Genomic DNA, 22525 nt, shown 5'->3' with positions numbered 1-22525 from the left:
GAGCCTTCTTGAAATAAAAAACATAAGTTTTTTAATGTAATTAATCCTGAATTTATTGTATTCATTACACCTGACGACGACTTTGATATAATCAATGCCGTCGTTTTAATTTTTTATTTTTTAGAAAGAGAATATTCCGGTGGAATAGACTGGATTTTAATTTGATAAAACGGGGGGAAATTTCTATGTTTGCAATACTTCTAGCTATAAGTTTTGGAGCTGTTTTTGCTGTGCAAACAGCCATTAATGCTCAATTAAGAAAATTTGTGATTTCTCCTTTTTTAGCTTCAATGATCTCATTTGCTGTAGGGGTAATCTTCTTAACTATTACAATATTAATTAGTGGTTCACCATTAGGTATTCCACTAGACTTATTCTTGAACCAACCTATCTTTATATGGCTGGGGGGGATTGGTGGAGCAATTGCTTTAACCACCAATATACTTTTGTTTCCTAAATTGGGTAGTGTACAAACAGCAATAATGCCAATCTTGGGAATGACTCTGATGAGTATGCTAATAGATAATTACGGTTGGTTTAATTCAGTACAGTATCCTTTGGGATTAAGCCGAATCTTCGGCGTATTACTAGTCTTAATAGGTGTCTTTTTAGCTATAGCTAAACAAGAGAAAAGTGAAAAATATTCTTCTCAAACAGACAAGGAGAGCATGTTAAATCAATGGATTTGGCGTATAGTAGGCATAATGGCTGGTATGTTAATGGCTATACAAATTGCTATCAATGGTCAATTAGGAAAGGTTCTTCATTCATCTTCGCACGCAGCCCTTGTTTCATTCTTTGTAGGTACTATTATCTTAATTATAATTGTCGGAATAATAGACCGTTCTTACACAAATATTAAAGAACCTATTAAGCAATCAGCCCCATGGTGGATATGGCTTGGAGGGATATTAGGTGGGTCTTATGTTCTAATAAATGTATACCTCGTTGATCAAATTGGAAATGGACAAACTGTAATCCTTACTTTATTCGGTCAAATCATTGGTAGTTTGATGGTAGAACAATTTGGATTGCTTAACTCTTTGAAAAATCGAGTCAAGCCCATACAAATTTTCGGTTTAATTGTTATGATAGCTGGTGTTTTTTTAATCAGGGTATTTTAAATTGTTCATCAATATGTTTTTTGGGATAACAAATAGATCGTTACTTTATTTTTACAAGCACAATTAAACATCTTTATTCTTTTTACACAAAAGTAGTAATAAAGAGATTGAATGTAGTGATAAATGGGCGATAAAAGCATAAAAAAATAGGTGTATCAACCAAATTGTTGATACACCTTTAAATTACGTTGTTAAACAACATACGTCGTCGTGTATTAATACTATATAATTAATAACAATCATTCATTCAGTATTACATATTAGTGAGGGCTTTTTTTTATAAGAACCCCACTTATAACATCTTTAAAATCTACTATATTTAAAAACATTATAATTACACCAAACCTTTTACATCTATAAGAGAAACTTAAAAAGATTAAAATGTTTAAAAAGAGTAAGAGAATATAGATGTATACACAAGAAAACTTTTTATAAAAAATTAATAGAGACACAAAAGTAATAACAAATTTTCTAATCAACGAAGTTAGAATACCTGTAATCATTATTACTGTAGATAAATTTTCAGGGCTGATCCCCAGCAATAGAAATCAACAATTCCCCTATAATCAAGCAATTTCAATAGTTGTTGTATAAACTATCTTAAACTCTAGTGGCTCATTATTAATATATGAGCCACTAAAAAAGGAATCCTTATTAAAAGGATTCACCACAGAAAGATATACATCAATAAAAAGAATTAATTATAATATAAAAATAAAAGGAATATATTGAGAAATATATAATAAAATTGAATATTCTTTCTTTTTATCGTAAAATCAATATGAGTCAAGTGACAACATCTCTCTAACTCTTCTAAAAGAATCCTTTATGACATGAGGATTCTTTTGCTTTAGACAAATTATTCTTATTTTAACATTTGCAAAAAAACTCTTCTTAACCAACTACTCAACAAATATAAGTAAGGATTTAGTTTTATGAATATTTTTATGATCTAAGCAACAGGTAATAGCCTTCAATATTTGTTAGATGTAAAAATATATAAAAAAACCCAAAAGATGCTCTATCAATACTGTAAGAAGATTTGCTGCTAAACATGCATTTTTTCATTGTACCCTTTATAATCTGAGCTTTTTAACACTAAAGAATTAAGTATAGATTTATAGCCATGAATTCTTCTATTTGTACATATAATATTCTTTATATCTCTCAAAATTTGTTTTTTTTGCTCGTGTTGATGTTATGGGTGATTTTAATGATTTAGATACTGCTACCTGCTTTGGTGTTTGTAATGTGCCCCGTTTCTTAAGTTCTCTATACAAACTACTCACATTGCACCTCAGTTTTTTTGCAATAGTTGGATATTCCTCTCCTTGATTAAATAATTGTACTGCTTTTTTACATTTTATGTCCCATTTTTCTTCTGACGTTTGAAATTTTTGAGTTCGTTTTTTAACTCTATTTTTTTCTAAATTAATACTCTCTCTTTCTATTTTACATCTCTTGGAAGAATACTGTTCTGCATCTGCCTTAAGCCCGGAATGCTCCTCCTGTAAACGTATCATTTTTACTTTCTTTGCAATTTCTCTCAAGTTAAAGTCACCTCATTTTGTTTGATAAATTCTACCAGTACTTGATCACCCTATTGTCTGTATCCCCAATCATCGTTTATAAACAGCTATAAATACTCACATTCCCCTTATAATAGTTTTCAATCTAATATTTACGGAAAATTATAATCAATTCTATTTTTACATAATTGGAAACTATAGTAAATTGATAATATTGACACAGAATATTCTAAACCTTAATTCATACTATACACATCAATACACTAATTATCCCCTTTGCTTAAAAAGTCGAAAATATCGTTTTCGCATAGCAAAACACGGTATCCCCTATTCAGAGTCATATAAAACAAAATACTTTATCTATTATAGCTATGGCACAAAGAAAAAGAATGCAGACATGTACTGCACTCTTTTTTAGTAACCTCTATATCAATTTTTCACCACAGTCAGCTCCTCCATTATTAGAAGGACTAAACTTTAAGCTTGTGAATTTATCATTCTGCAGTACATCATCTTTTGCAGCTATATTTAACAACACTCTTTCTATCATCCTATTTCGATTTAGAATTAAATACCTAATACTCCGACAATCTGACATGCCTTGGAATTCACAATATGATAATACATCTCTAATCCTCTTCTTTCTGAGCGAAGAATTTTTCCACGCATTTTAGATAAATGCTGAGATACGGTAGATTGAGGAACATCTAATAGCTCTGTTAACTGTGTTACATTACAAATTTTGTGGTGTTCTAGCTCCTTCACAATTTGTAATCTAACTGGATGGGCCATGATTTTTAATAGTTCTATATCCGCCTCTGGAATTTTGTACATTTCATTACTTACTTGCATTGTTGTCATTTTTTATTTCTCCTTTTTTAATTTCTTTATATTTTTATCTATTTATAGGTATTTTTTGTTTATTCGAGCATATTGTTCATAATCGCTGTATTGTTTATTCTTTTGTCTCTCTCAGATTTAATATATAGAAGTATTATGATAGCTAAAAATCCAACAAAAGATAGCATAGGTATCGAAATGAAACCGAATAAATTTAAGTAATCTTTTGTGCAAGAAACTCCTACTGAACAAATCTGCATCTCACTATTAGGAAACGCTTGAATTGTAATTTGATATACAGATAACATTAAACCGATACACGCAAATGGAAATGCATACGTGCTTACGTGCGAATCTTTTCTATATATCCCTACCCCCATACATGGCCATTCTTTGGTACCAGCACAAATCACATGGCGGCAGCTTTATCCATTCACTAAAAAACAAACTAATTAACATTGCACTAGTAGCTATCGTCCAAGCAATTACAATGTGATACTTTTGAATGATCAACATCTTATTTTCGCTTCACCTATTTTTTAAAATACAAAACATTTGCTAGTATATGACTAGTTTATTTCCGTGTTTCGAATACCCTGTTTCAATAGAAAGTATCCAATCATTGATATCTTCTCAGTCGTATCCCCTCTCTTTTAATTCTAGAGGGAAAAGATTTTCAAAATCACCACGCATTTCGTACATGGTTTCTAATGCTTTTTCTAGCGAACCAAATCTATATACCATGTGTGTATGTACTTTTTTGTTTTTCTTTTCTGCTACAACTAAATATACATACCGTCTTTCTTTCGCTAAAACAAACTTTAAAAATCCAGGTACTTGACTCACCTTTCACACTCCTTTTCGGCTTTCCTTACCAAACTTAAAAGAATATGAGTAAGGAAAACTATTTAGCTTTAATTACCAATTTAATAAATGTCCCGTTTTTTTGCTTTGAAAATACAAGAAAACGCTCATCATCACAATATTTATTACACCAGCTGCAGCACCAATTTTGGAGATAACATACACATATTCATTATTACTAAATGGCAATAGACTCGCGAAAATAAATAAAATTGAATTGATAAAGGATAAGAGCATATTTCTTTTGTTTTCATTCATTCAAAAAACCTCCATTTTGCACAAATATTTGTATTGCAATGGGTTAGGGTGTTAAGTTGCATCTTTACGGTTATAATGCTGGTTCTTTTCATCTACAAAGCCTTTAATGCTCCATACGCCAACCTTTGATTCTTTTGCTTCATTTTCTGCTTCTTTCATTTCAGATAGAAATGTAGTATTAGGTCTAGAAATATAGGCTATAATCCCATAACCCGACTTGACCATTAATTCGTTGATGTGTATTCCAACGCAAAATACATAAGCCAATTTTCTACCGTATTTGTCTTCTTTTGGTCCCCGATCATAAACAAATGTTACACTTTTCCCTTCTAGCTGTTTCTTTAAAAAGGAAGATGGTTCTTTTCCCATCTTTTGTGGTGGAATTTTTTGAGATACAGACTCAGGGGGATCTAATAACAGTAACCTTACCATCTGTTTCTGCCCCTTTACGTTTACGTCTATTGTATCTCCGTCTTTTATATATAATACCTTCCCTTTAACGGTCTCTAAGTCTTTTAATTTCCCCTTATAATCCCCTGGAATATCAACAATACCTTTCCCTTCTACGTGCTGTTGTATTCCGTTTTGTACTGCTTGGGCAGGTCTCGAATCATTTTTTGTTTGCGTCGAATTGCTACATGCTGGCATTTGAAATACAAATGATGTTATACAAATAGCCTTAATTCATATTTTCATATCGGAAATTCTTCCTCCTAATCAAAATACGTAAATAGCTACATCTAATAAACAAACGGACTCTCTATTGTATTTACTTCTCGATAATTACAATATAGGCAATACTGTATCCATTTTGGATAATCATTATAAAGTGCTCTAAATGAGAGTTTCTTACAATTCGGGCATATTGACACTATGTTTTTTTCATTCTCTTCCTGACTTTTCAATTTTTCAAAAGAAACATTAGTAGATGCTATATTACTGGTACACAATATACATCCCCCTTTTCAGTCTTGAAATCTTAAAAACAAATAAAAAAGGACACACCTATCGCATATGTATGCGTAGGTGTGTCCTTTTGCAAGATAGTTTTAGAAGTATTTTGTTACTTTCATCATATCATACTTCTTATTAATTTTATATATGAAATTAAAGATTTTACGATATTATTTCTTTTTCTCATGTATAAACATAATGCGTTGTTTTTGTATAACATAGCTTAATTTTGCATCAAGTTTTTCTCCATTATTCCTATTTTCAAAACTTGAAATTGTATTGGTCATATTCTTTCTAATAACTTTTTTATTTCGTGCTAGTTATTTTCTTTTTCAACATGATGTTATTTTTCTTTTATTTTGGGTAAACAAATATTACGGGTAGAAAAACGAAAAATTTCTCTTATTCTAAAATAATTCCCTCGACACAAAGATACTATCTCGTACAAGCATTCAACTTAATAAATATGTTTTAGGAAGGTTAGAAAAAATGGATATTTTATTAGCGATTTTACCAGCATTATTTTGGGGAAGTATTGTACTCTTCAACGTTAAACTAGGAGGCGGTCCTTACAGTCAAATACTTGGAACTACCCTTGGCGCTCTAGTTTTTTCTATCGGTGTTTATATTTTTATAAAACCCGTTTTGACGCCCGTGATGATAATTGTCGGGATTATATCTGGCCTATTTTGGGCATTAGGACAAGCCAATCAATTGAAAAGTATTGATTTAATTGGGGTTTCTAAAACAATGCCTATTTCAACAGGGATGCAATTAGTTTCGACTACTTTATTTGGGGTCATTGTATTTCATGAATGGTCAACAACAACATCTGTTGTATTAGGTGTTCTGGCACTTCTTTGTATCATAATCGGAATCGTTCTAACATCACTCCAAAGCAAAGAGGAGAAAAACGATGAACAAAAAGGAAATTTCAAAAAAGGGATTGTGATGTTATTAATTTCAACTCTTGGTTACTTAGTATATGTGGTAATTATCCGCCTATTCGGTATAGACGGATGGTCAGCGTTATTACCACAAGCCATTGGTATGGTGTTAGGTGGAATTCTACTAACCTTTAAGCATCAACCATTTAATAAATATGCGATTCACAATATTATTCCTGGTTTAATTTGGGCAGCAGGAAATATGTTTTTATTTATTTCCCAGCCGCGTGTAGGGGTGGCAACAAGTTTTTCCCTTTCCCAAATGGGGATCGTGATCTCAACTTTAGGTGGAATTTTTATATTAGGTGAAAAGAAAACAAAACGACAATTTATTGCGATTGTCATTGGAATTATCTTCATTATTGCAGCTGGCATTATGTTAGGAATTGCTAAAGGATAAAAAGGAGGAAAAAATTATGTATACAGATTTAAAAGGGAAAGTTGTTGTTATTACAGGTGCATCCACAGGATTAGGAAGAGCGATGGCAATTCGTTTTGGAGAAGAACAAGCCAAAGTTGTAATTAATTATTATTCAAACGAATCAGAAGCAAATGAGGTAGTACAAGTAGTTAAACAAGCAGGTGGAGAAGCGATTGCGGTAAAAGGAGATGTAACAGTTGAATCAGATGTTATCAATCTCGTTAAATCTGCTGTGAAAGAATTTGGTACACTGGATGTCATGATTAATAATGCGGGTATTGAAAATTCAGTACCTTCACATGAAATGCCATTAAGTGATTGGAATAAGGTAATTGCTACGAATTTAACAGGGGCTTTCTTAGGGAGCCGGGAAGCAATTAAATATTTTGTTGAGCATGATATTAAAGGTAGTGTTATTAATATGTCAAGCGTTCACGAGCAAATTCCATGGCCATTATTTGTACACTATGCAGCAAGTAAAGGTGGCGTTAAGCTAATGACAGAAACATTAGCACTAGAATATGCACCAAAAGGAATCCGTGTAAATAATATTGGGCCTGGTGCTATGAATACGCCGATTAATGCTGAAAAATTTGCGGATCCAGAAAAACGTGCCGATGTTGAAAGTATGGTTCCTATGGGATATATCGGAGAACCGAAAGAAATTGCAGCGGTAGCAGCATGGCTTGCTTCTTCACAAGCGAGCTATGTAACAGGTATTACACTGTTTGCTGATGGTGGTATGTCGCTATATCCATCTTTCCAAGCTGGACGTGGTTGATTGATATATAACTAAATTAGTTACTTTCAATAAGTTTAAATGCGGCAGTAAGCTTTTTATTGAATAACCTTTTAATTATTCGTGACATCACATGCATTTTGCAAAAAATACACTTTTCTTTCTGTAGAATTATAGGAAAGGATAAAGTTATTTTATTTTAGGTTTACAATTTCGCTTTAGTTAAATGCCGATGGGTAAAGAAACCCTATAATAAATTTAATATTATAATCAAAAAAAAGGAATACCTTATAATAAAATGTACCCTATAGAATAGACACTTGAAAAAAGTCTATTCTATAGGGTATTTCTTGTATAATAAAAGGAAAATTGGGATCGGAGAATGTTGAAAATGACAAAAAAACTATTTACAGAAAGAGAAATTCAAATTCTATCAAATAACCTATACGTAAAATCTGTAAGTCAGAAAGGTATCACTTATACAGAGGAATTTAAGCATATTTTTATTGAGGAAAATGAAAAAGGAAAGCTACCTCGAAATATTTTTGAAGAATGTGGTTTTGATATAGATATGATTGGAATGAAACGAGTTATGTCATCGGGAAGTAGATGGCGTGCTGCTTATAGAAAAAATGGTGTATTGGGTTTAAGGGATACACGTATCGAAAACGCTGGAAGAACTCTTGAGAGAGAGCTTACGTTAGAAGAAAAGTATGCCCGTTTAGAAGCCGAACGAAACTTACTAAAGGCGGAAAACGAATTGCTAAAAAAAATCAAACTTATGGAAGGGAGGATGAGAAGGAAATAACACTACCATCTAGTCAGAAATTCATCTTGATTCGTTCTGTCATCATGAAATACAACTTAAGGAATATGGTCAGTCATTTGTGTAAAGTAGCTGGTGTATCCCGTTCGGGATACTATAATTACTTTTCAGTTTCATCTCAAGAACAACGGAAACAAAAGAGTGATCGAGATGAAATCTTGAAGGAAACCATATTAAAAGCACTTCGATTTAGAAATAGAAACAAAGGGGCTCGTCAGATAAAGATGACATTGGCGGGTCAGTTTCAAGTTGTCTACAATTTAAAGCGTATCCGTAGAATTATGAAGAAATACGAGATTATCTGTCCGGTTCGCAAAGCGAATCCTTATAAAAGAATGCTTAAAGCTACAAAAGAACATCGAATAGTACCGAATCAATTAAATCGGGAATTTAAACAAAATACCCCAGGGAAAACACTTCTTACAGATATCACCTATTTAGTTTACGGTAAGAATCAAAGGGCCTATTTATCTACAATTTTAGACGGCTCAACTAATGAAATTTTAGCTTACCATGTTTCAGAACAGATGACATTAGAGCTCGTAACGACAACTCTCCATAAACTAAAAAGGAATCCGCGGATTCGATTGACTGAAGGTGCTTATATTCATTCAGATCAAGGATCCCACTACACAAGCCCTACCTATCAAAAGCTAGTTAAAAAGCTAAACCTAGGACAATCCATGTCAAGAAGAGGAAACTGTTGGGATAACGCCCCACAAGAATCATTTTTTGGTCATCTGAAAGATGAAGCTCATATAAAACCTTGCGTGTCCTTTAATGAATTGAAACAAGAGATTAAGAAATATATGACGTATTATAATCATTATAGATATCAATGGAATTTAAAAAAGATGACTCCTGTTGGATACAGAAATCATCTTCTTGATGTTGCCTAACTTTTTTCAAAATGTCCTTTACAAAGGGTACAGATTATAATAAAGGATTCCTTTTTTTTGATTATATAGCTGCTATTTAAAAACAAATAATGTTATACAAGCGATCTTAATCCAAGACTTCATCGTATTAACTATTAAAAAATTTAGATGTTAGCTATATTTCTGAAGTATACAATGTGACCATTCCATTTGTTCTATTTTCACTTGATATAATTAATTTGGTAATATTCTTAGGCGCAAATCGATATATAGAAATATTTGGACCAGGATTATTAGATTTAAAGTGAATAACTTCTTCATTATCAATAAAACCTTGAATATAGCTTTCACTTCCTTCAAAAAATTGAAAATGAGCTGACACTGATATAATCTCGCCATTGTTCTCAAATAAAACTATTGAATTTCTATATGTATCAAAATTAATAAGTTTCATTTTTGACATAATTAGGATGCTCCCTTCTATGAAAGCATGATGATTAAAGCATACTACCATTTAAAGCAATTCTTTTATTACCATGTGTAAGTTCTAATGTTTTATTGAGAAAATACAAGCCATCTTGCTGATGTGAAATCATAATTAATATATTACAAAGATTGTAATTTTGAAGTATCTCATACATAAGATTTCTTGTATCAATATGTAAATTAGATGCTGCTTCATCTAATATTATTATATCCCTTTTTGTGAGGATAGCCCTTAAAAAGGCTATAAATTGTGCTTGACCTCCTGAAACACTGGAACCATCTTGTACAATTATAGTATCTAATCCATTCTCAAATCTGTTGAGATGTGATGTTAAATGATACCTTTTCATTAACTTAACTACATCTTCTTTCGTTTTATTTGTTTGTCCATATAATATGTTATCTAATATAGTTCCTTTAAACAAAAATATATTTTGTGAAACTATACCTATTCTATCTCTAACACTTTCTTTATGTATTAAGTTATAGTCAATATTATTTATCAATATCTTTCCACTTTCAGGTTGATATAAACCTGTTAATAATTTTATAAAGGTAGATTTTCCTGATCCATTTATACCATCAATTAATAACTTGTCACCCTTTTCAATTTGCACGTTTAAATGATCAAATATCAAATCACTATTTCCATTATATTTAAAACAAACATCTTTAAATTCTATTGAATTAATTGGTTCTTTCATTATATTTGTACCTAGTGTATTTTCAACATCTAAATTGAAGAACTCCTTAATTCTCTTAATACTAATACACACGGGTTTTAGAGTTATATCTAAGCTGCCTAAAGCTTGGGTAGTCGCAAGGAGTTTAGCCATATAAATTGAAAATGAAGTATACACCCCTATAGTAAGCTGGTTTTGTAAAATTAAAATACCTGATACCAGTAATACTATTACTGTAACAAAGTTATTTGTTACTATTAAATTTTGCATAAAGAAAATAAAATGTAAATTTTGTTTTAGCGCACTTTTAATTACATTATTTAATTTACTCTTAATCTTATTGGTTTGTATATTTTTACCGTTTAATAATTTTATATCCTCTATTCCATTTAAGGTTTCATACATTTCTGCGTTTAATACTGCCGATGACTCGTATACGTTTGTGGTACTTTTCGATATCATTTTAGAAGAATGTTTGGATATTATAAAATATATTGGGATAATAATTACTATGATACCTGTAAGTTTAACACTTAAATTAAACATTATAAATAAAGCAAAGAAAAAATCGAATATACCTGAAAAAACCCTTAATAAATTTGGAGAAAATAATGCACTTACATTACCAGATTCAGCAATTCTGCTAAGAATGTAACCTTTCTCCTTCTGATTAATATAAGAAAGAGGCGCATCTATAATATTACTTATCATAGATAATCGAATTTCATTAACTACATTTTGTTGTACACGAGTAAATAAATACTCATAACCTATCGATATTAAATAGTTAATACAATAAATTAATAAGAGTATAAGAGTTGTTTTTAATAATTGATCGTAGCTTTTGTTTAATAGTATAACTTTATCAATAATGTACCCAATAATATATGGTATCGGTGCGATAATCAAAGAAGCTATAACCATCCCAATTAAACCAAAAGCTAACAAAGTTTTTGTATTTTTCAAATACGGATATAAAAATAATAACTCTTTATAAGAAATTTGAATTTCATCTTGTTTATTTATCTTCTTATTCACCCTCTTTCTCCTCCTTTGTCTATTTATTATATTAATTTACGAATCAATATAATGAGGTTTATATAATTCCATAGATATCTTGAGACCTTATCCCGACGCATTATCTATGGAATTATATTGGTTTATCCTCAGAAACTTAACAATATTCATCTCATCCAATCATACTAATTTTGCCCTTACCATTAATGGCTCCTTCAATCATACTAATTTTGCCCTACCATTAATGGCTCCTTAATTATTTCAGGGACATGATTTTTAAACCATTTACATTTATCGCCAATTTCTTGTGCTTTTATAAAGCTTCTTAAGAAGCATGTACTACAAAAACGTTTATTTTCACACTCTTTACATTCCTCAGAGTCCATTTGAGGTGCTTGCAAGTTAAAAAATGCATTAATGTATTTGAATTTTTCGTCATAAATATCTTTAATATTCTGTTCAAAAACATTACCTATACTGTTTTTCAAATCATCTAAACTATGCATAGTACACATTTTAATTTCACCATCAGGCGCAATCACAATATGTGATGTTATTGCACCACAATTCCTAATCTCAGCGCGCGCACCTTCATATAATGAAACAAATTTAGGATATTTTTTATTTATTTTCAACAATGCTTCACCATATGTTTTAACATCCTCTTCATTTAAATAAAGATCACTACATCCTAAGGCTCTTCCCATTGGTATTACTGGAGATACCCCAATACTATCAATCCCTAAATTATGTACCCATTCAGCTATATCTTCTACCTCGTGCACATTCAAATGTGTAACTATTGTGGCGATCCGCAAACGAACATCATTTTCGGCTAATTTCATTATGTTATTTTTAATTTTATGAAGTGTATTAGGAACTTTAAAGAACCAAGTCAAATAATTATCATCTAAGCTATGCATATCAATTTGCACAAATGTTTTCGACTTATTTTTTATTATTATGTCCATAACTTTCTCAGAAAGAGCTATACCATTGGTCAACAGTGTTATTTGAGAAAAATCCAAGTTAAGTGCATATAACAATATCTCTTTTAGATTTGGATGTACTGTTATATCACCGCCCGTAAGTTCAATTAATTTCACTCCTATATTATTTAAGTCATCTAATAAGGATTTTATTTGATCTAAGCTCATTACTTTTGGCTTTACTGCTCCAAAATCTCCATAGCAATGACGACATCTTACATTACATCTGTTTGTGATTTCAATTGAAGCCACTTTTGGATATATAGTCTGTTCTTCAATTAAATTAACTGGTACATTTATAGGTTCTTCTTGCGTACCAATGTTCATATTGTAAACTTTGGATACATTATTTAAAAATGCATTTAATTTCTTTTCAATACTTATTGGATCTTCACTGTATTTTAAAGACAAGAAAGATACAACTTGTCCATATGTTTTAGTACCATCAATTAACTCAATAATTTCAGTGGCGGTTTTATTTATCGTAAATGTATTTTCGTTTTTAAGCGTAGGAGCGCTTTCGTTTGGGTTTTTATGAACTACCAACATAGATTCATAATTTGATGTGAATTTTCTTATTTCTAGCTTTTCTTTCCAAAATAAATAGCCATTCACTTTAATCATCTCCTATAAAATTTAAATTTGTTTTTAGTTTATGTATTACAAAAATCCCATACTCGTTTTCGATAAATATATAGGACTTATTCTTAACATAACTGTTTGTCATTAGAATAAGCCCTAATTTAATTTCACCATAAACACTCTCACATTTTAAAATTTTAACTTGCAGTACTAGCTCCGGTTGCCGCAGTAACTAGATTTAATAACTCTACAGAACATGCTGCACATACTAAGCAACTCCAACAAGTCCAATCCCTTGGTTGTACTACTGGTGTTTCCATTTAGAACATCTCCTTTTTGGTTATTTATTTTTCTTCTAGAAAATTCATTTGACCAAAAGTGCTCATTCTCTTAGTACCTTTAACCAAAAAACTTCTAAAAGGATATTAGCTTGCAGTACTAGCCCCTGTTGCCGCAGTAACTAAATTTAATAATTCCACAGAACATGCTGCACATACTAAGCAACTCCAACAAGTCCAATCCCTTGGTTGTACTACTGGTGTTTCCATTTAGAACATCTCCTTTTTGATTATTTATTTTTCTCCTAGAAAGTCTAATTTGACCAAAAGTGCTCATTCTCTTAGTGCTTTTAACCAAAAAACTTCTGAAAGGATATTAGCTTGCAGTACTAGCCCCTGTTGCCGCAGTAACTAAATTTAATAATTCCACAGAACATGCTGCACATACTAAACAACTCCAACAAGTCCAGTCCCTTGGTTGTACTACTGGTGTTTCCATTTGACCTACCCCCTTTTCTGTATTGTGTGGTGCGACTAAAGTATAACTCCCTATGTTTTCTAAAAACAATCAAAAAATTTTAAACATTTTGTGTGTGTTTCTTTAATATTTTGTGACATATATTTACAAAACTTTCTTTTTGGTTTATTTAAAATAACAAATATCTTTATTAACTGATACTAAAAATTTTATTTATGAAAAGTTATTTAATCGCAGTATATCTTGTTAAACTGCTTTTTATAATTTATAATGTTAACTGTGTATAGTGTGTATGGTGTGCATTACATAACATAACACTTATCGATAGAGAGGTTGTTTAATGAAAATAGTCTTAAGTAATGTATCAAGTCTGCCTTTATATCAACAGATAAAGGAGCAAATTAAGGAATCCATATTTAACAATGAATTAAAAGAGGGTGAACAATTACCATCAATCCGCTCACTTGCTAACGACTTACATGTAAGTGTACTTACTACAAAAAGAGTTTATGCAGAATTAGAAACAGAAGGCTTTATTATTACAAAGGTTGGAAAAGGGACCTATGTAGCTCCTACAAATTTAGAGTTGTTAATGGAGTCCAAACGCCGGATGGTAGAAGTTAAACTTACTGAAGTTTGTCAAATGGCTCGTAGTATAGGTATTCATGCAGATGATCTCCATTCAATTTTAGATTTAATTTTAGAGGAGGAGAATGAAAAATGAATGTTGTGTTAGAAGTAAATAATTTAAATAAATCTTACGGAAATTTTTCGTTAAAAGATGTTACCTTTTCACTTAATACAGACTGTATAACAGGATTTATCGGTACAAATGGTTCTGGAAAGACCACTACAATTAAAGCGATTTTGGGTCTTATTTTAAAAGATACTGGGAAAATTAATTTTCTAGGAAAAGATATGGATAAGCATGAAAGAAAGTCTAAAAACAAAATTGGTATTGTGCTAGACGAGGGCTATTTTTATGATGAATTAACAGTAAAGGAAATGAAAAATGTTATTGCTCCATCCTACACTGAATGGGATGAAACAGTTTTCCAAAATTATATTAAAAAGTTTAACTTAAATCTAGAACAAAAAATCTCTACTCTATCCAAAGGAATGCGAATGAAATTTGCAGTTGCATTAGCCCTATCCCATCATGCAGATCTATTAATAATGGATGAACCAACAAGTGGCTTGGATCCATTAGTACGGAGTGAATTAATGGATATTCTCCTTGATTTCATGAAAGAGCCGGGGAAAAGCGTATTTTTTTCCACTCATATTACATCTGATTTAGATAAAATTGCTGATATGATTATTTTAATTGATGATGGAAAAGTTTTAGTAAATGATGAAAAAGATGTTTTAATAGACACACATGCATTGGTAAAGGGCGACAACCGCTTAATTAATAAACAAACAAGACCTCTTTTTTTAAATTTACATCAAACTCACTATGGATTTGAAGGGATTACTAATAAAAAAGATGATGTACGTCGACTCATGCCTGATGTATTAATAGAAAGACCAACTATTGAGGAGATTATGCTTTCATATATTGGGGGGAACATCCATGTTAATTAACCTAGTGATGAAAGACTTTTTGTTAGTCAAAAAATATTTTCTAATCTTACTCGTTTTTGCTGCTATAGCTCCTATTTATCTTTCTTCACAATTACAATTAAACGATGGCGGTCTTGTTAGCTTTCTTTTAACCGTTATTTTGATGGAATATATTTTGTTCGGAACGGTATCCAAATTTGAGGATCAGTACAAGGGAGCGGCTTTACTTTGTGCTACCCCATACACACGAAGCGCATTTGTAAAAGCGAAGTACCTTTTTCTTTTTGTAATTTTTATTTGTGCAGCTATTATCCGTATAATCATTTCAGTTGTCGCACCATCGGGTATAGAAAGCTTGAGCGCTAGCGCTCTTGGAATAACTTTTTTAACTCTAAGTATTTTATTTGGTGTACTACTTCCTGTTCAGTTTAAATTTGGTTATGACAAAACCAAAATCATATCACTTTTAACTGCTTTTTTAATACCTTTTGTTGCTCCTACTCTTATAAGGGGACTACAATCAAGTGATATTGATTTCAAAAGTATTTTTCCATTCTCACCAACTGTCCTAACATGGATGCCTTGTTTCATCTCAATTATTATTGGTTTTATATCAATGATAATATCTCTGAAAGTATATGCAAAAAAAGATTTATAATTTAAATTTGAAATCATAGGAATGAGTAATTAAATACTTTATATATTTAATTACTCATTCCCTTTTATTTAATTCTCTTCTCTAATGAACTTATTCCTAAAATACATTTTATCGATATCAAAGTGAATAAATTTTTCAAATCACTAATTCTCTTAACATCTCTTTTCATTAACGATTTAGTAAACTAAGGATTATACATAATATATCAAGAGGTGATTTTATGAAAAAAATAATTAAATTCCTTCTGTTAATTAACTTGATTTCCGGAACTTTCATACCTATTACTACAGTTCATGCTGAAAATAAATCACAATATTATACTATAATGTTGAAGAATTATGAAAATAACCAAAAACTAGCTAGTAAGTTTCAAAAATATGATATGCAAGTAGTCTATAGTGTCCCAGAGATTGGTGTTATACAAGTGAAAGCTACCGAAAAAGCAATGAATATTGTTCATTCGGATCCTAATATAGATTCATATAATAAGTCATTACAATCGTTTAATTCAAGAGAAGTAGCAACCAATGTCTCTTCCCCCCTGCCCTTAAATGAAATATGGGAGAATCAATGGGATATGCAACAAGTAACCCATAATGGTGATAGCTATAGACTATATCCAGGAACTAAAAATGTAACTGTTGGTATCATTGATTCAGGCATTGATATAAATCATCCTGATTTAAAAGATAACATTTCACCTGGATCTAAAAATTTAGTACCTAAAGGTGGATTTAGAGAGCAAGAATCTCAAGAAACAGGTGAATTAAATCGCCTAATAGATCTAAGAGGACATGGAACTTTTACTGCTGGACAGGTTGCAGCTAATGGTTTTATGAAAGGGGTTGCTCCTGGTATTGGAATTAAAATGTATAGAGTGTTTGGTAATGGAGCAGGTGAGGCTATTTGGGTTATTAAAGCCATAGTTGAAGCTGCGAAAGATAATGTTGATGTTATCAATTTAAGTTTAGGCGAATACCTCATCAATGGTATAGTATCTTCTTCAGACGGTGAATCTAGTGAGGAATTATCCGAAATTAAAGCTTATAGAAAAGCCATTAAATATGCTAAATCAAAGGGAAGTATTATAGTTGCTGCGGCTGGTAATGATGCTCTTGATGTTACTAACAAGCAGGAAATGAATGATTTTTTTAGAAAAAAAAATGAAAATACTGGGGTAACATTTACTGGAGAAGTATTAGATGTTCCTGCTGAATTGCCAAATATAGTAACAGTTTCATCTGTTGGTCCATCTAAATTACTCTCCTTATTTTCAAATTATGGTGAAAGTTTTATAGATATTGCTGCACCTGGAGGAGATAATAGATTATTTCAGCAATATGGTTTAGAACAGTGGGTAAAAAATAAGTTAATGTTAAAAGAACTAATATTAACTACCGCCCCTGGTGGTGGCTATGCTCTCTCTATAGGGGTTTCACTTGCCGCTCCAAAAGTGTCAGGTGCTTTAGCATTAATTATTGATAAAAATAATTTTTAAAAAAATCCAGATAAGGCCGTGAGATATCTTTATAAAAATGGAGTTAGCAATGATACCCCTACTAATAAAAGTTTTTTTGGTAATGGTTTGCTTGATGTCTATAAAGCGATTTCCCAATAAAATATATACACTTCAATTTGGTTTTAAACTAACAATTGATAGTGATTTTTTGATGGAACCTTTATTTAAAGCAAGTCTAATTGCCTTAAATAAAGGTTTTTTATTATATTGAATTAAATTTTTCCATATCCATCTATTAGATTCCCTATTTAGTCATTCTTGGATCCCACTTTTACTAATAACCTTAACAAGTGGTTATTTGCATAATTAGACTATTGTATCCAAAATTAAAAAACACTATTCTTCCTTTATATTTCCACAGAGAGAAAGGCGTTTTTCCCGCAGATATTTCTCTAAACTTTTGAGAGAGATATTTATGGAAGATTGTTATTCCCTATGTTCCTCTACCACTTTATAGTAATCAATTTTTTCTTCAATAAACAATATACTACTCGGAGTATACCGAGTGTATTTTTGTAAATACTAAAATTGTTAAATGTTAAATCGAGGAGGGTTTGTATGCAAGATCGTAAAAAAGCTATAAAAAGTACTGGTTCTGTTATGAAACCAGATTTTGCTGAAACAGATGCACAAAAAGTGAAACAAGAAATTCAAAATGATGTAAGAGCAGGACAAGGAGCAATGACTTCCCGAGAGGCAGGGGCAATGCGAGATTAAGAAAACACTCCTTATTGGTTTTTTCTTCTCTAGAACTTTAACCAGTAAGGAGTTATTCCCGAACTATTTTAGCTTTTTACGTTTTTCCTTTAGAAACATAATGCGTTTCGTTTGTAAATCATAGGTTAATCTTACATCGAATTTCTCTCCATTAAATCTATTTTTTTAAACTAAGATTATTTTCTTTCAGATAATGTATTGCATCTTTGTTCACCGATCTTAAATCTATACCTTGTTTCTCTGCTGCAAATGAACATCCACAATAACATTGACGGAAAACATCATATTCATTACACATTTCAATTGAACGTTGATATCCATTACTTTTTTTGAAATCACTTGGTAAATAACGCGAATCATAATTTTTTTGCACACCGATTCCAAGTTCATTTATTAATTGACTATTTTTATTTTTAGAAAGAGTAATGGCACTCCCAAAGTAATCAAAACCTTTTTCTTGTGCTACCTCAGCTGAACGATCCAATCTCATATCAAAACAAGCTGAACAACGAAGCCCGCCTTCTGGCTCTTCTGCCAAACCTTCTTCTTTTACCATTTTAAAAAATACATTTGAACGGTAGTCATCCTCAAGAAATCCTACTGTGTGCCCAGTACGATCATTGAACTTTTCTACAAAAATCTTTTGTTCATTAGAGCGTCGCATGTACTCACTTTTCGGATGAATATTCGAATTCGAGAAAAAAACCGTAATATCTGCATGTTCTGCAAGGAATTCCAATGAAGCAGTACTACAAGGAGCACAGCATGAATGAAGTAACACTTTTGGTCTTTCGTTCCTTGCTTCCCAATCATTAATCATTTTTCTTAATACTTTATCATAATTTATTTTCTGATTCTTCATTTTCTTTAAATACGTTTCTACATCTAACACTTCTTTCACAACTAAACCTCCTGTTTATTTTTATTTATTATATCACTTAAATTAATTAATAAAATATAGTAATGTATGTATTTATCGATCGTAAAACGGTTCTTATGACCTTTGGTGATGGCTAAAATAATATATGTATTCTATTACCTCTATTTCTAAAATAAATCCTTAATCCTTCTTTTTCATCACAAAATCTTTTGGATTACCTTTTAACTGGTAATACTTCACGTTAAGACGAATAACTACTACAATGATTACCAAAAATCCTATTATATATAACATTGTTCCTTGCTCCGTTTCTTATTGTTTAGCGAACTTATTCTGTAAATACTTCACATGTTTATTTTCAGTATCCTTATCAGTAATATTTGCTTGCAAAATAGTCTGGTAAATATGCTCGACCTCGTCTTTTGTTAATTTCACATCAATATAGGATTCGATACATTTTTTTAGATCGTTATAATATAGGACATATTTATCTTTAGAATGAACATTTACTCTTTTTAGGCTGCATTTTGGATGAAACGCTGCAATAGAAATACACGGCAGCTGTTGTTCCATCACCCATTCAATTGTTTTCATGTGCTTATAGTTTTGTCTAAATGGATTCTGAAAAGAGTGCTTCTTTCTAAAAATACCTTGTGTCCATCTTGCTGCCTTCTCACTTCCATAAATCCAGCCCTCGTAGTTCTTCGTTTCTATAACAAATATACCTGTTTCTGCGATAACAATATGGTCAATTTGAGTTGTATCACCATACTCTGTATGAACCGTCACATCATGTAACACCCAATACCTTTCGTGATCTAATTTTCTTAATATACGTTTTACCATCTTTTCTCCAGCTCTTCCTTTCCATTTTGGAGCATGTTTTTTTACCATAATGTTTATCGGTATCAGAAGCACAATTAGAATTAATTCAAATATTAATACTTTCATAATATAAGTCCCCTTTTCACATTCTTGTGTTTCTATGCATTAAACGATATACATGGGTTTCTAATCCTAAAATATAATATGAGATACATAAACCTTTTATCACCATCTCTATGAATCCTAATGCTAATGAAACAATGAGTCCGCCCCGAAATTGAAACGGTCTTGTCACCCTCCGATTCACTGGCTTTTCAATCACTCCAAAATTAGCCCAGGTTGGCAAACGCTTTTCTACATTCTTTATAGTGCCCATTAATCCATATTTCAATGACAAAATGAAACATCCAATTAGTAAATATATAATAGAAGAAAAATAGATAGATAAGCCCATAACAATAATTGTGAGCAGCCAACCTATCAAGATAGAATTACGTAAAGCGGTATATTCTCGATTTCTTTTCAAAACAAGCACTCCTATCAAAATAAATTGAGTTATTATTAAATATGAGGTATGAATTTCTAATTTAAATATTATTTTAGTTTCTATCTTCCTCGTCTGTTTTGCAGGCATACCAGCTCTACTACAAGTTCTGTTCATTCTACAAATGGCAATCATTTTCTATCTGTTAAAGCGTAGTTGTCTGTATATCGAAAGATTACCGATACATAATCTCTATCAAATAAAGCAATATATTTGCAACAAAAAACAATTAAAAATCGAATAAATTATCCTCAATAATGAGGAGCATGAAACCCTTACTATTTAAACCAAAGATAAACAAAATTATATATAACAGTGTACTTAAGTAGCATATTACCCCCTATACCATATGAAATATTTGCAGAATACGAAAGAAAAAATGAGATGGGTAGTTAAAAGGTACTGAATGAACATTCAGTACCTTTTATATCTATATATACTTCTTTACATATTCGCAAATAGCCATGGAGCGAGTACGGCTAACATACACAGGAAACAAGATCCCGTTATGACTCGATTGGACCAACGGTAATACTCTGGCTGTTTCGTACTCTCATGAATTTTTCTTAAACGAATACCTGCAATTAACATAAAGGGTGTGAAAATAAGTGCTGTTGATTTAAACAGATTTAAAAAATCCGTAAAAATGTTCATAAACGAAAATACATCCGAACTAAATAAGAAGTATACACTTAATCTCATCGCCATCATGCTAACGAAAGAGAAAATCATACTCCCAGTTGCCCACTTCATCCATTGACCATTCTTTGTAATTAACGCCATAACCATAACGATAACACCTAATATGAATGAGATAGAAAAAATATTTACTCCTACTTTAAAAGCTGGTGCATACATACCCTCAATTTTTTGTATAATTGATGACCCAAATGAATCGTCTTTTCCTGTCGCTTTTTTTCGATTATTTAATCCTTCTTTAAAAGATGACGAAACATCATTTCCTTTTAATTCATTAAAATCCACTTTTACAGATGCATGAGCTGTATGTAAAGGTATCAGTACTACGATCATAAAAACAAATATACATAAAACACCAATCATCCTTTTTTCTCGCTTCACAACACATCACCCGCTAATTTAGGCTTAACGCTCTTTAATTTGATTTCATTTCCTTCCGCAACGTAACGCAGATCTGCTGAATAATAAATATTCGCTTTTGTATATGCTCCCATAATCGCATTTGCAATTTCTTCTTTTTCCACTGCTACATATGTTTCATTTTCATTGTAAAACCCAATTTCAATTCGATTAATATTATTATTTAATACTGTTATATGTAACTCTTTTAAGCTATTCAAACGATTTCCTAAACCACAAACTAGCTTAAATACTTTGCTCGCAAGTGTTGGTGGCTTAACATATGTCGTATTAAAATGAATAGTTTCATCATCTATAACACCATCTTCCTCGACTGCGCATGTCATAATGAAAGAATGATTTTGTTTTTCAATTTCTTGTAGACTTAACTTGCGATCAATGACATATTTCAGACTTGTTGATAGATCTTCTATATATTCATCTAAATCAGTATTAAAAATTTTAACCTCTGAGAATTCTGGGAAAATCATGTAAGCGTGCATGTTAGAACTACTTTTACTTACACGTAATACCTGTACCTGTTTCTTTTCATAGCGCACCGTCTGTTCCAATTTTTTTACTACATTGTTGCTTATATGATCTATTATCATATTTCATCAACCTCCAGTAATTTTAATAAAATAATTTTTTACAATCTCATGTATATAAAGCATTGCAATATTTGCTGAGGTCTCGAAACTCATATTTTATGATTAATAATCACTTTAATCTTAAAACATCTTAATATTACAATGACGTACAATTTTTCATTATAGTCGAATATTCTTATATGGTGAATCGTTCTGTTTCACTCATTTGTATAAA

The 22525-nt window shown here is 31.1% G+C and carries 24 protein-coding genes and 3 pseudogenes; 10 read left to right on the top strand and 17 right to left on the bottom strand.

The features are described 5' to 3' along the window. Window positions 1-185: 185 nt before the first annotated feature. Window positions 186-1124 carry a DMT family transporter gene (locus tag QCI79_RS29070; RefSeq protein ID WP_023901126.1) on the top strand — a complete coding sequence of 313 codons (939 nt, stop codon included), beginning with the start codon at window positions 186-188 and terminating at the stop codon, window positions 1122-1124. Window positions 1125-2260: 1136 nt separating this feature from the next. On the opposite strand, the gene QCI79_RS29060 is transcribed toward QCI79_RS29070, so the two are convergent. The 6 genes and pseudogenes from QCI79_RS29060 to QCI79_RS29035 form a co-directional block, all read right to left on the bottom strand. Then, window positions 2261-2674: a hypothetical protein gene (locus QCI79_RS29060; RefSeq protein ID WP_042991620.1), complete on the bottom strand. Its 414-nt coding sequence runs from the start codon at window positions 2672-2674 to the stop codon at window positions 2261-2263. Between the two features lie 546 nt (window positions 2675-3220). Further along, window positions 3221-3514: an ArsR/SmtB family transcription factor gene (locus QCI79_RS29055; RefSeq protein ID WP_000210390.1), complete on the bottom strand. Its 294-nt coding sequence runs from the start codon at window positions 3512-3514 to the stop codon at window positions 3221-3223. A 59-nt stretch (window positions 3515-3573) separates the two neighbouring features. Next, window positions 3574-4009: pseudogene (locus QCI79_RS29050) on the bottom strand (disulfide bond formation protein B). Between the two features lie 42 nt (window positions 4010-4051). Next, window positions 4052-4339, bottom strand: a pseudogene (locus QCI79_RS29045) (hypothetical protein). Window positions 4340-4411: 72 nt separating this feature from the next. Beyond that, window positions 4412-4615, bottom strand: a complete 204-nt coding sequence (locus QCI79_RS29040; protein ID WP_021728031.1) for a hypothetical protein — start codon at window positions 4613-4615, stop codon at window positions 4412-4414. A 51-nt stretch (window positions 4616-4666) separates the two neighbouring features. Continuing rightward, window positions 4667-5263, bottom strand: coding sequence for a thermonuclease family protein (locus QCI79_RS29035; RefSeq protein WP_021728030.1), 597 nt, complete (start codon window positions 5261-5263; stop codon window positions 4667-4669). Window positions 5264-6058: 795 nt separating this feature from the next. Here QCI79_RS29035 and QCI79_RS29030 point away from each other — a divergent pair. The 3 genes from QCI79_RS29030 (at window position 6059) to QCI79_RS29020 (ending at window position 9401) form a co-directional block, all read left to right on the top strand. Further along, window positions 6059-6916 (top strand): RhaT/GlcU family sugar-proton symporter, encoded by an 858-nt coding sequence (locus tag QCI79_RS29030; RefSeq protein WP_000353531.1) that lies wholly within the window; start codon window positions 6059-6061, stop codon window positions 6914-6916. Between the two features lie 16 nt (window positions 6917-6932). Then, window positions 6933-7718, top strand: coding sequence for a glucose 1-dehydrogenase (gene gdh, locus QCI79_RS29025; RefSeq protein WP_021728028.1), 786 nt, complete (start codon window positions 6933-6935; stop codon window positions 7716-7718). Between the two features lie 340 nt (window positions 7719-8058). Next, window positions 8059-9401, top strand: a protein-coding gene (locus QCI79_RS29020; RefSeq protein WP_087986225.1) for an IS3 family transposase whose coding sequence is annotated in 2 segments (ribosomal slippage) — window positions 8059-8440 and window positions 8440-9401 — 1344 coding nt in all. Because the reading frame shifts where the segments join, the coding sequence is not laid out codon by codon here. A 154-nt stretch (window positions 9402-9555) separates the two neighbouring features. Here the strand turns inward: QCI79_RS29020 and QCI79_RS29015 are convergent. From QCI79_RS29015 to tucA (QCI79_RS28990), 6 genes are all read right to left on the bottom strand, one after another. Next, window positions 9556-9843, bottom strand: coding sequence for a hypothetical protein (locus tag QCI79_RS29015; RefSeq protein ID WP_021728755.1), 288 nt, complete (start codon window positions 9841-9843; stop codon window positions 9556-9558). A gap of 34 nt (window positions 9844-9877) precedes the next feature. Beyond that, window positions 9878-11587 (bottom strand): ABC transporter ATP-binding protein, encoded by a 1710-nt coding sequence (locus tag QCI79_RS29010; protein WP_021728754.1) that lies wholly within the window; start codon window positions 11585-11587, stop codon window positions 9878-9880. 203 nt (window positions 11588-11790) lie between these two features. Beyond that, window positions 11791-13179: a radical SAM/SPASM domain-containing protein gene (locus tag QCI79_RS29005; protein WP_033679607.1), complete on the bottom strand. Its 1389-nt coding sequence runs from the start codon at window positions 13177-13179 to the stop codon at window positions 11791-11793. A 155-nt stretch (window positions 13180-13334) separates the two neighbouring features. Further along, the gene (gene tucA / locus QCI79_RS29000) at window positions 13335-13457 is read right to left on the bottom strand and encodes a subclass IId bacteriocin thuricin17 (protein ID WP_000449799.1); all 123 of its coding nucleotides are present in this window, start codon (window positions 13455-13457) and stop codon (window positions 13335-13337) included. Between the two features lie 105 nt (window positions 13458-13562). Continuing rightward, complete coding sequence (gene tucA / locus QCI79_RS28995; protein ID WP_000449799.1) at window positions 13563-13685, bottom strand: subclass IId bacteriocin thuricin17; 123 nt, start codon at window positions 13683-13685, stop codon at window positions 13563-13565. A 106-nt stretch (window positions 13686-13791) separates the two neighbouring features. Then, window positions 13792-13914, bottom strand: a complete 123-nt coding sequence (gene tucA, locus QCI79_RS28990; RefSeq protein WP_000449799.1) for a subclass IId bacteriocin thuricin17 — start codon at window positions 13912-13914, stop codon at window positions 13792-13794. A gap of 319 nt (window positions 13915-14233) precedes the next feature. On the opposite strand from tucA (QCI79_RS28990), the gene QCI79_RS28985 reads away from it, so the two are divergent. From QCI79_RS28985 to QCI79_RS28965, 5 genes are all read left to right on the top strand, one after another. Further along, window positions 14234-14617 carry a GntR family transcriptional regulator gene (locus QCI79_RS28985; protein ID WP_000706800.1) on the top strand — a complete coding sequence of 128 codons (384 nt, stop codon included), beginning with the start codon at window positions 14234-14236 and terminating at the stop codon, window positions 14615-14617. Next, the gene (locus QCI79_RS28980) at window positions 14614-15480 is read left to right on the top strand and encodes an ABC transporter ATP-binding protein (RefSeq protein ID WP_021728268.1); all 867 of its coding nucleotides are present in this window, start codon (window positions 14614-14616) and stop codon (window positions 15478-15480) included. The genes QCI79_RS28985 and QCI79_RS28980 overlap by 4 nt, the downstream gene beginning before the upstream one ends. Further along, window positions 15470-16117 carry an ABC-2 transporter permease gene (locus tag QCI79_RS28975; RefSeq protein WP_000906771.1) on the top strand — a complete coding sequence of 216 codons (648 nt, stop codon included), beginning with the start codon at window positions 15470-15472 and terminating at the stop codon, window positions 16115-16117. Before QCI79_RS28980 ends, QCI79_RS28975 begins: the two co-directional genes overlap by 11 nt. Before the next feature lie 220 nt (window positions 16118-16337). Further along, complete coding sequence (locus QCI79_RS28970; protein WP_021728269.1) at window positions 16338-17615, top strand: S8 family peptidase; 1278 nt, start codon at window positions 16338-16340, stop codon at window positions 17613-17615. Between the two features lie 579 nt (window positions 17616-18194). Further along, window positions 18195-18353, top strand: coding sequence for a hypothetical protein (locus QCI79_RS28965; RefSeq protein ID WP_021728271.1), 159 nt, complete (start codon window positions 18195-18197; stop codon window positions 18351-18353). Window positions 18354-18510: 157 nt separating this feature from the next. On the opposite strand, the gene QCI79_RS28960 is transcribed toward QCI79_RS28965, so the two are convergent. From QCI79_RS28960 to QCI79_RS28950, 3 genes are all read right to left on the bottom strand, one after another. Continuing rightward, complete coding sequence (locus QCI79_RS28960) at window positions 18511-19245, bottom strand: epoxyqueuosine reductase QueH (protein ID WP_031303436.1); 735 nt, start codon at window positions 19243-19245, stop codon at window positions 18511-18513. 300 nt (window positions 19246-19545) lie between these two features. Further along, window positions 19546-20184 (bottom strand): nuclease-related domain-containing protein, encoded by a 639-nt coding sequence (locus tag QCI79_RS28955; RefSeq protein ID WP_021728272.1) that lies wholly within the window; start codon window positions 20182-20184, stop codon window positions 19546-19548. Window positions 20185-20200: 16 nt separating this feature from the next. Then, window positions 20201-20584 (bottom strand): hypothetical protein, encoded by a 384-nt coding sequence (locus QCI79_RS28950; RefSeq protein WP_021728273.1) that lies wholly within the window; start codon window positions 20582-20584, stop codon window positions 20201-20203. A 55-nt stretch (window positions 20585-20639) separates the two neighbouring features. Between QCI79_RS28950 and QCI79_RS28945 the strand changes: the two are divergent. Continuing rightward, window positions 20640-20998 (top strand): annotated as a pseudogene (locus QCI79_RS28945) (hypothetical protein); the annotation flags it as partial. A gap of 48 nt (window positions 20999-21046) precedes the next feature. On the opposite strand, the gene QCI79_RS28940 reads toward QCI79_RS28945, so the two are convergent. Together QCI79_RS28940 and QCI79_RS28935 are read right to left on the bottom strand one after the other, a co-directional pair. Then, on the bottom strand, window positions 21047-21682 hold the full coding sequence (locus tag QCI79_RS28940; protein ID WP_021728274.1) for a hypothetical protein: 636 nt from the start codon (window positions 21680-21682) through the stop codon (window positions 21047-21049). After that, a complete protein-coding gene (locus QCI79_RS28935; RefSeq protein ID WP_021728275.1) occupies window positions 21679-22311 on the bottom strand; it encodes a hypothetical protein in 633 nt (210 codons plus the stop codon). The genes QCI79_RS28940 and QCI79_RS28935 overlap by 4 nt, the downstream gene beginning before the upstream one ends. Between the last annotated feature and the right edge of the window lie 214 nt (window positions 22312-22525).

Source organism: Bacillus cereus group sp. MG1 (assembly GCF_040460035.1).
Taxonomy (GTDB): domain Bacteria; phylum Bacillota; class Bacilli; order Bacillales; family Bacillaceae_G; genus Bacillus_A; species Bacillus_A cereus.
The sequence above is the reverse complement of the archived record's forward strand: the minus strand, read 5'-3'. Positions and strand labels throughout refer to the sequence as shown.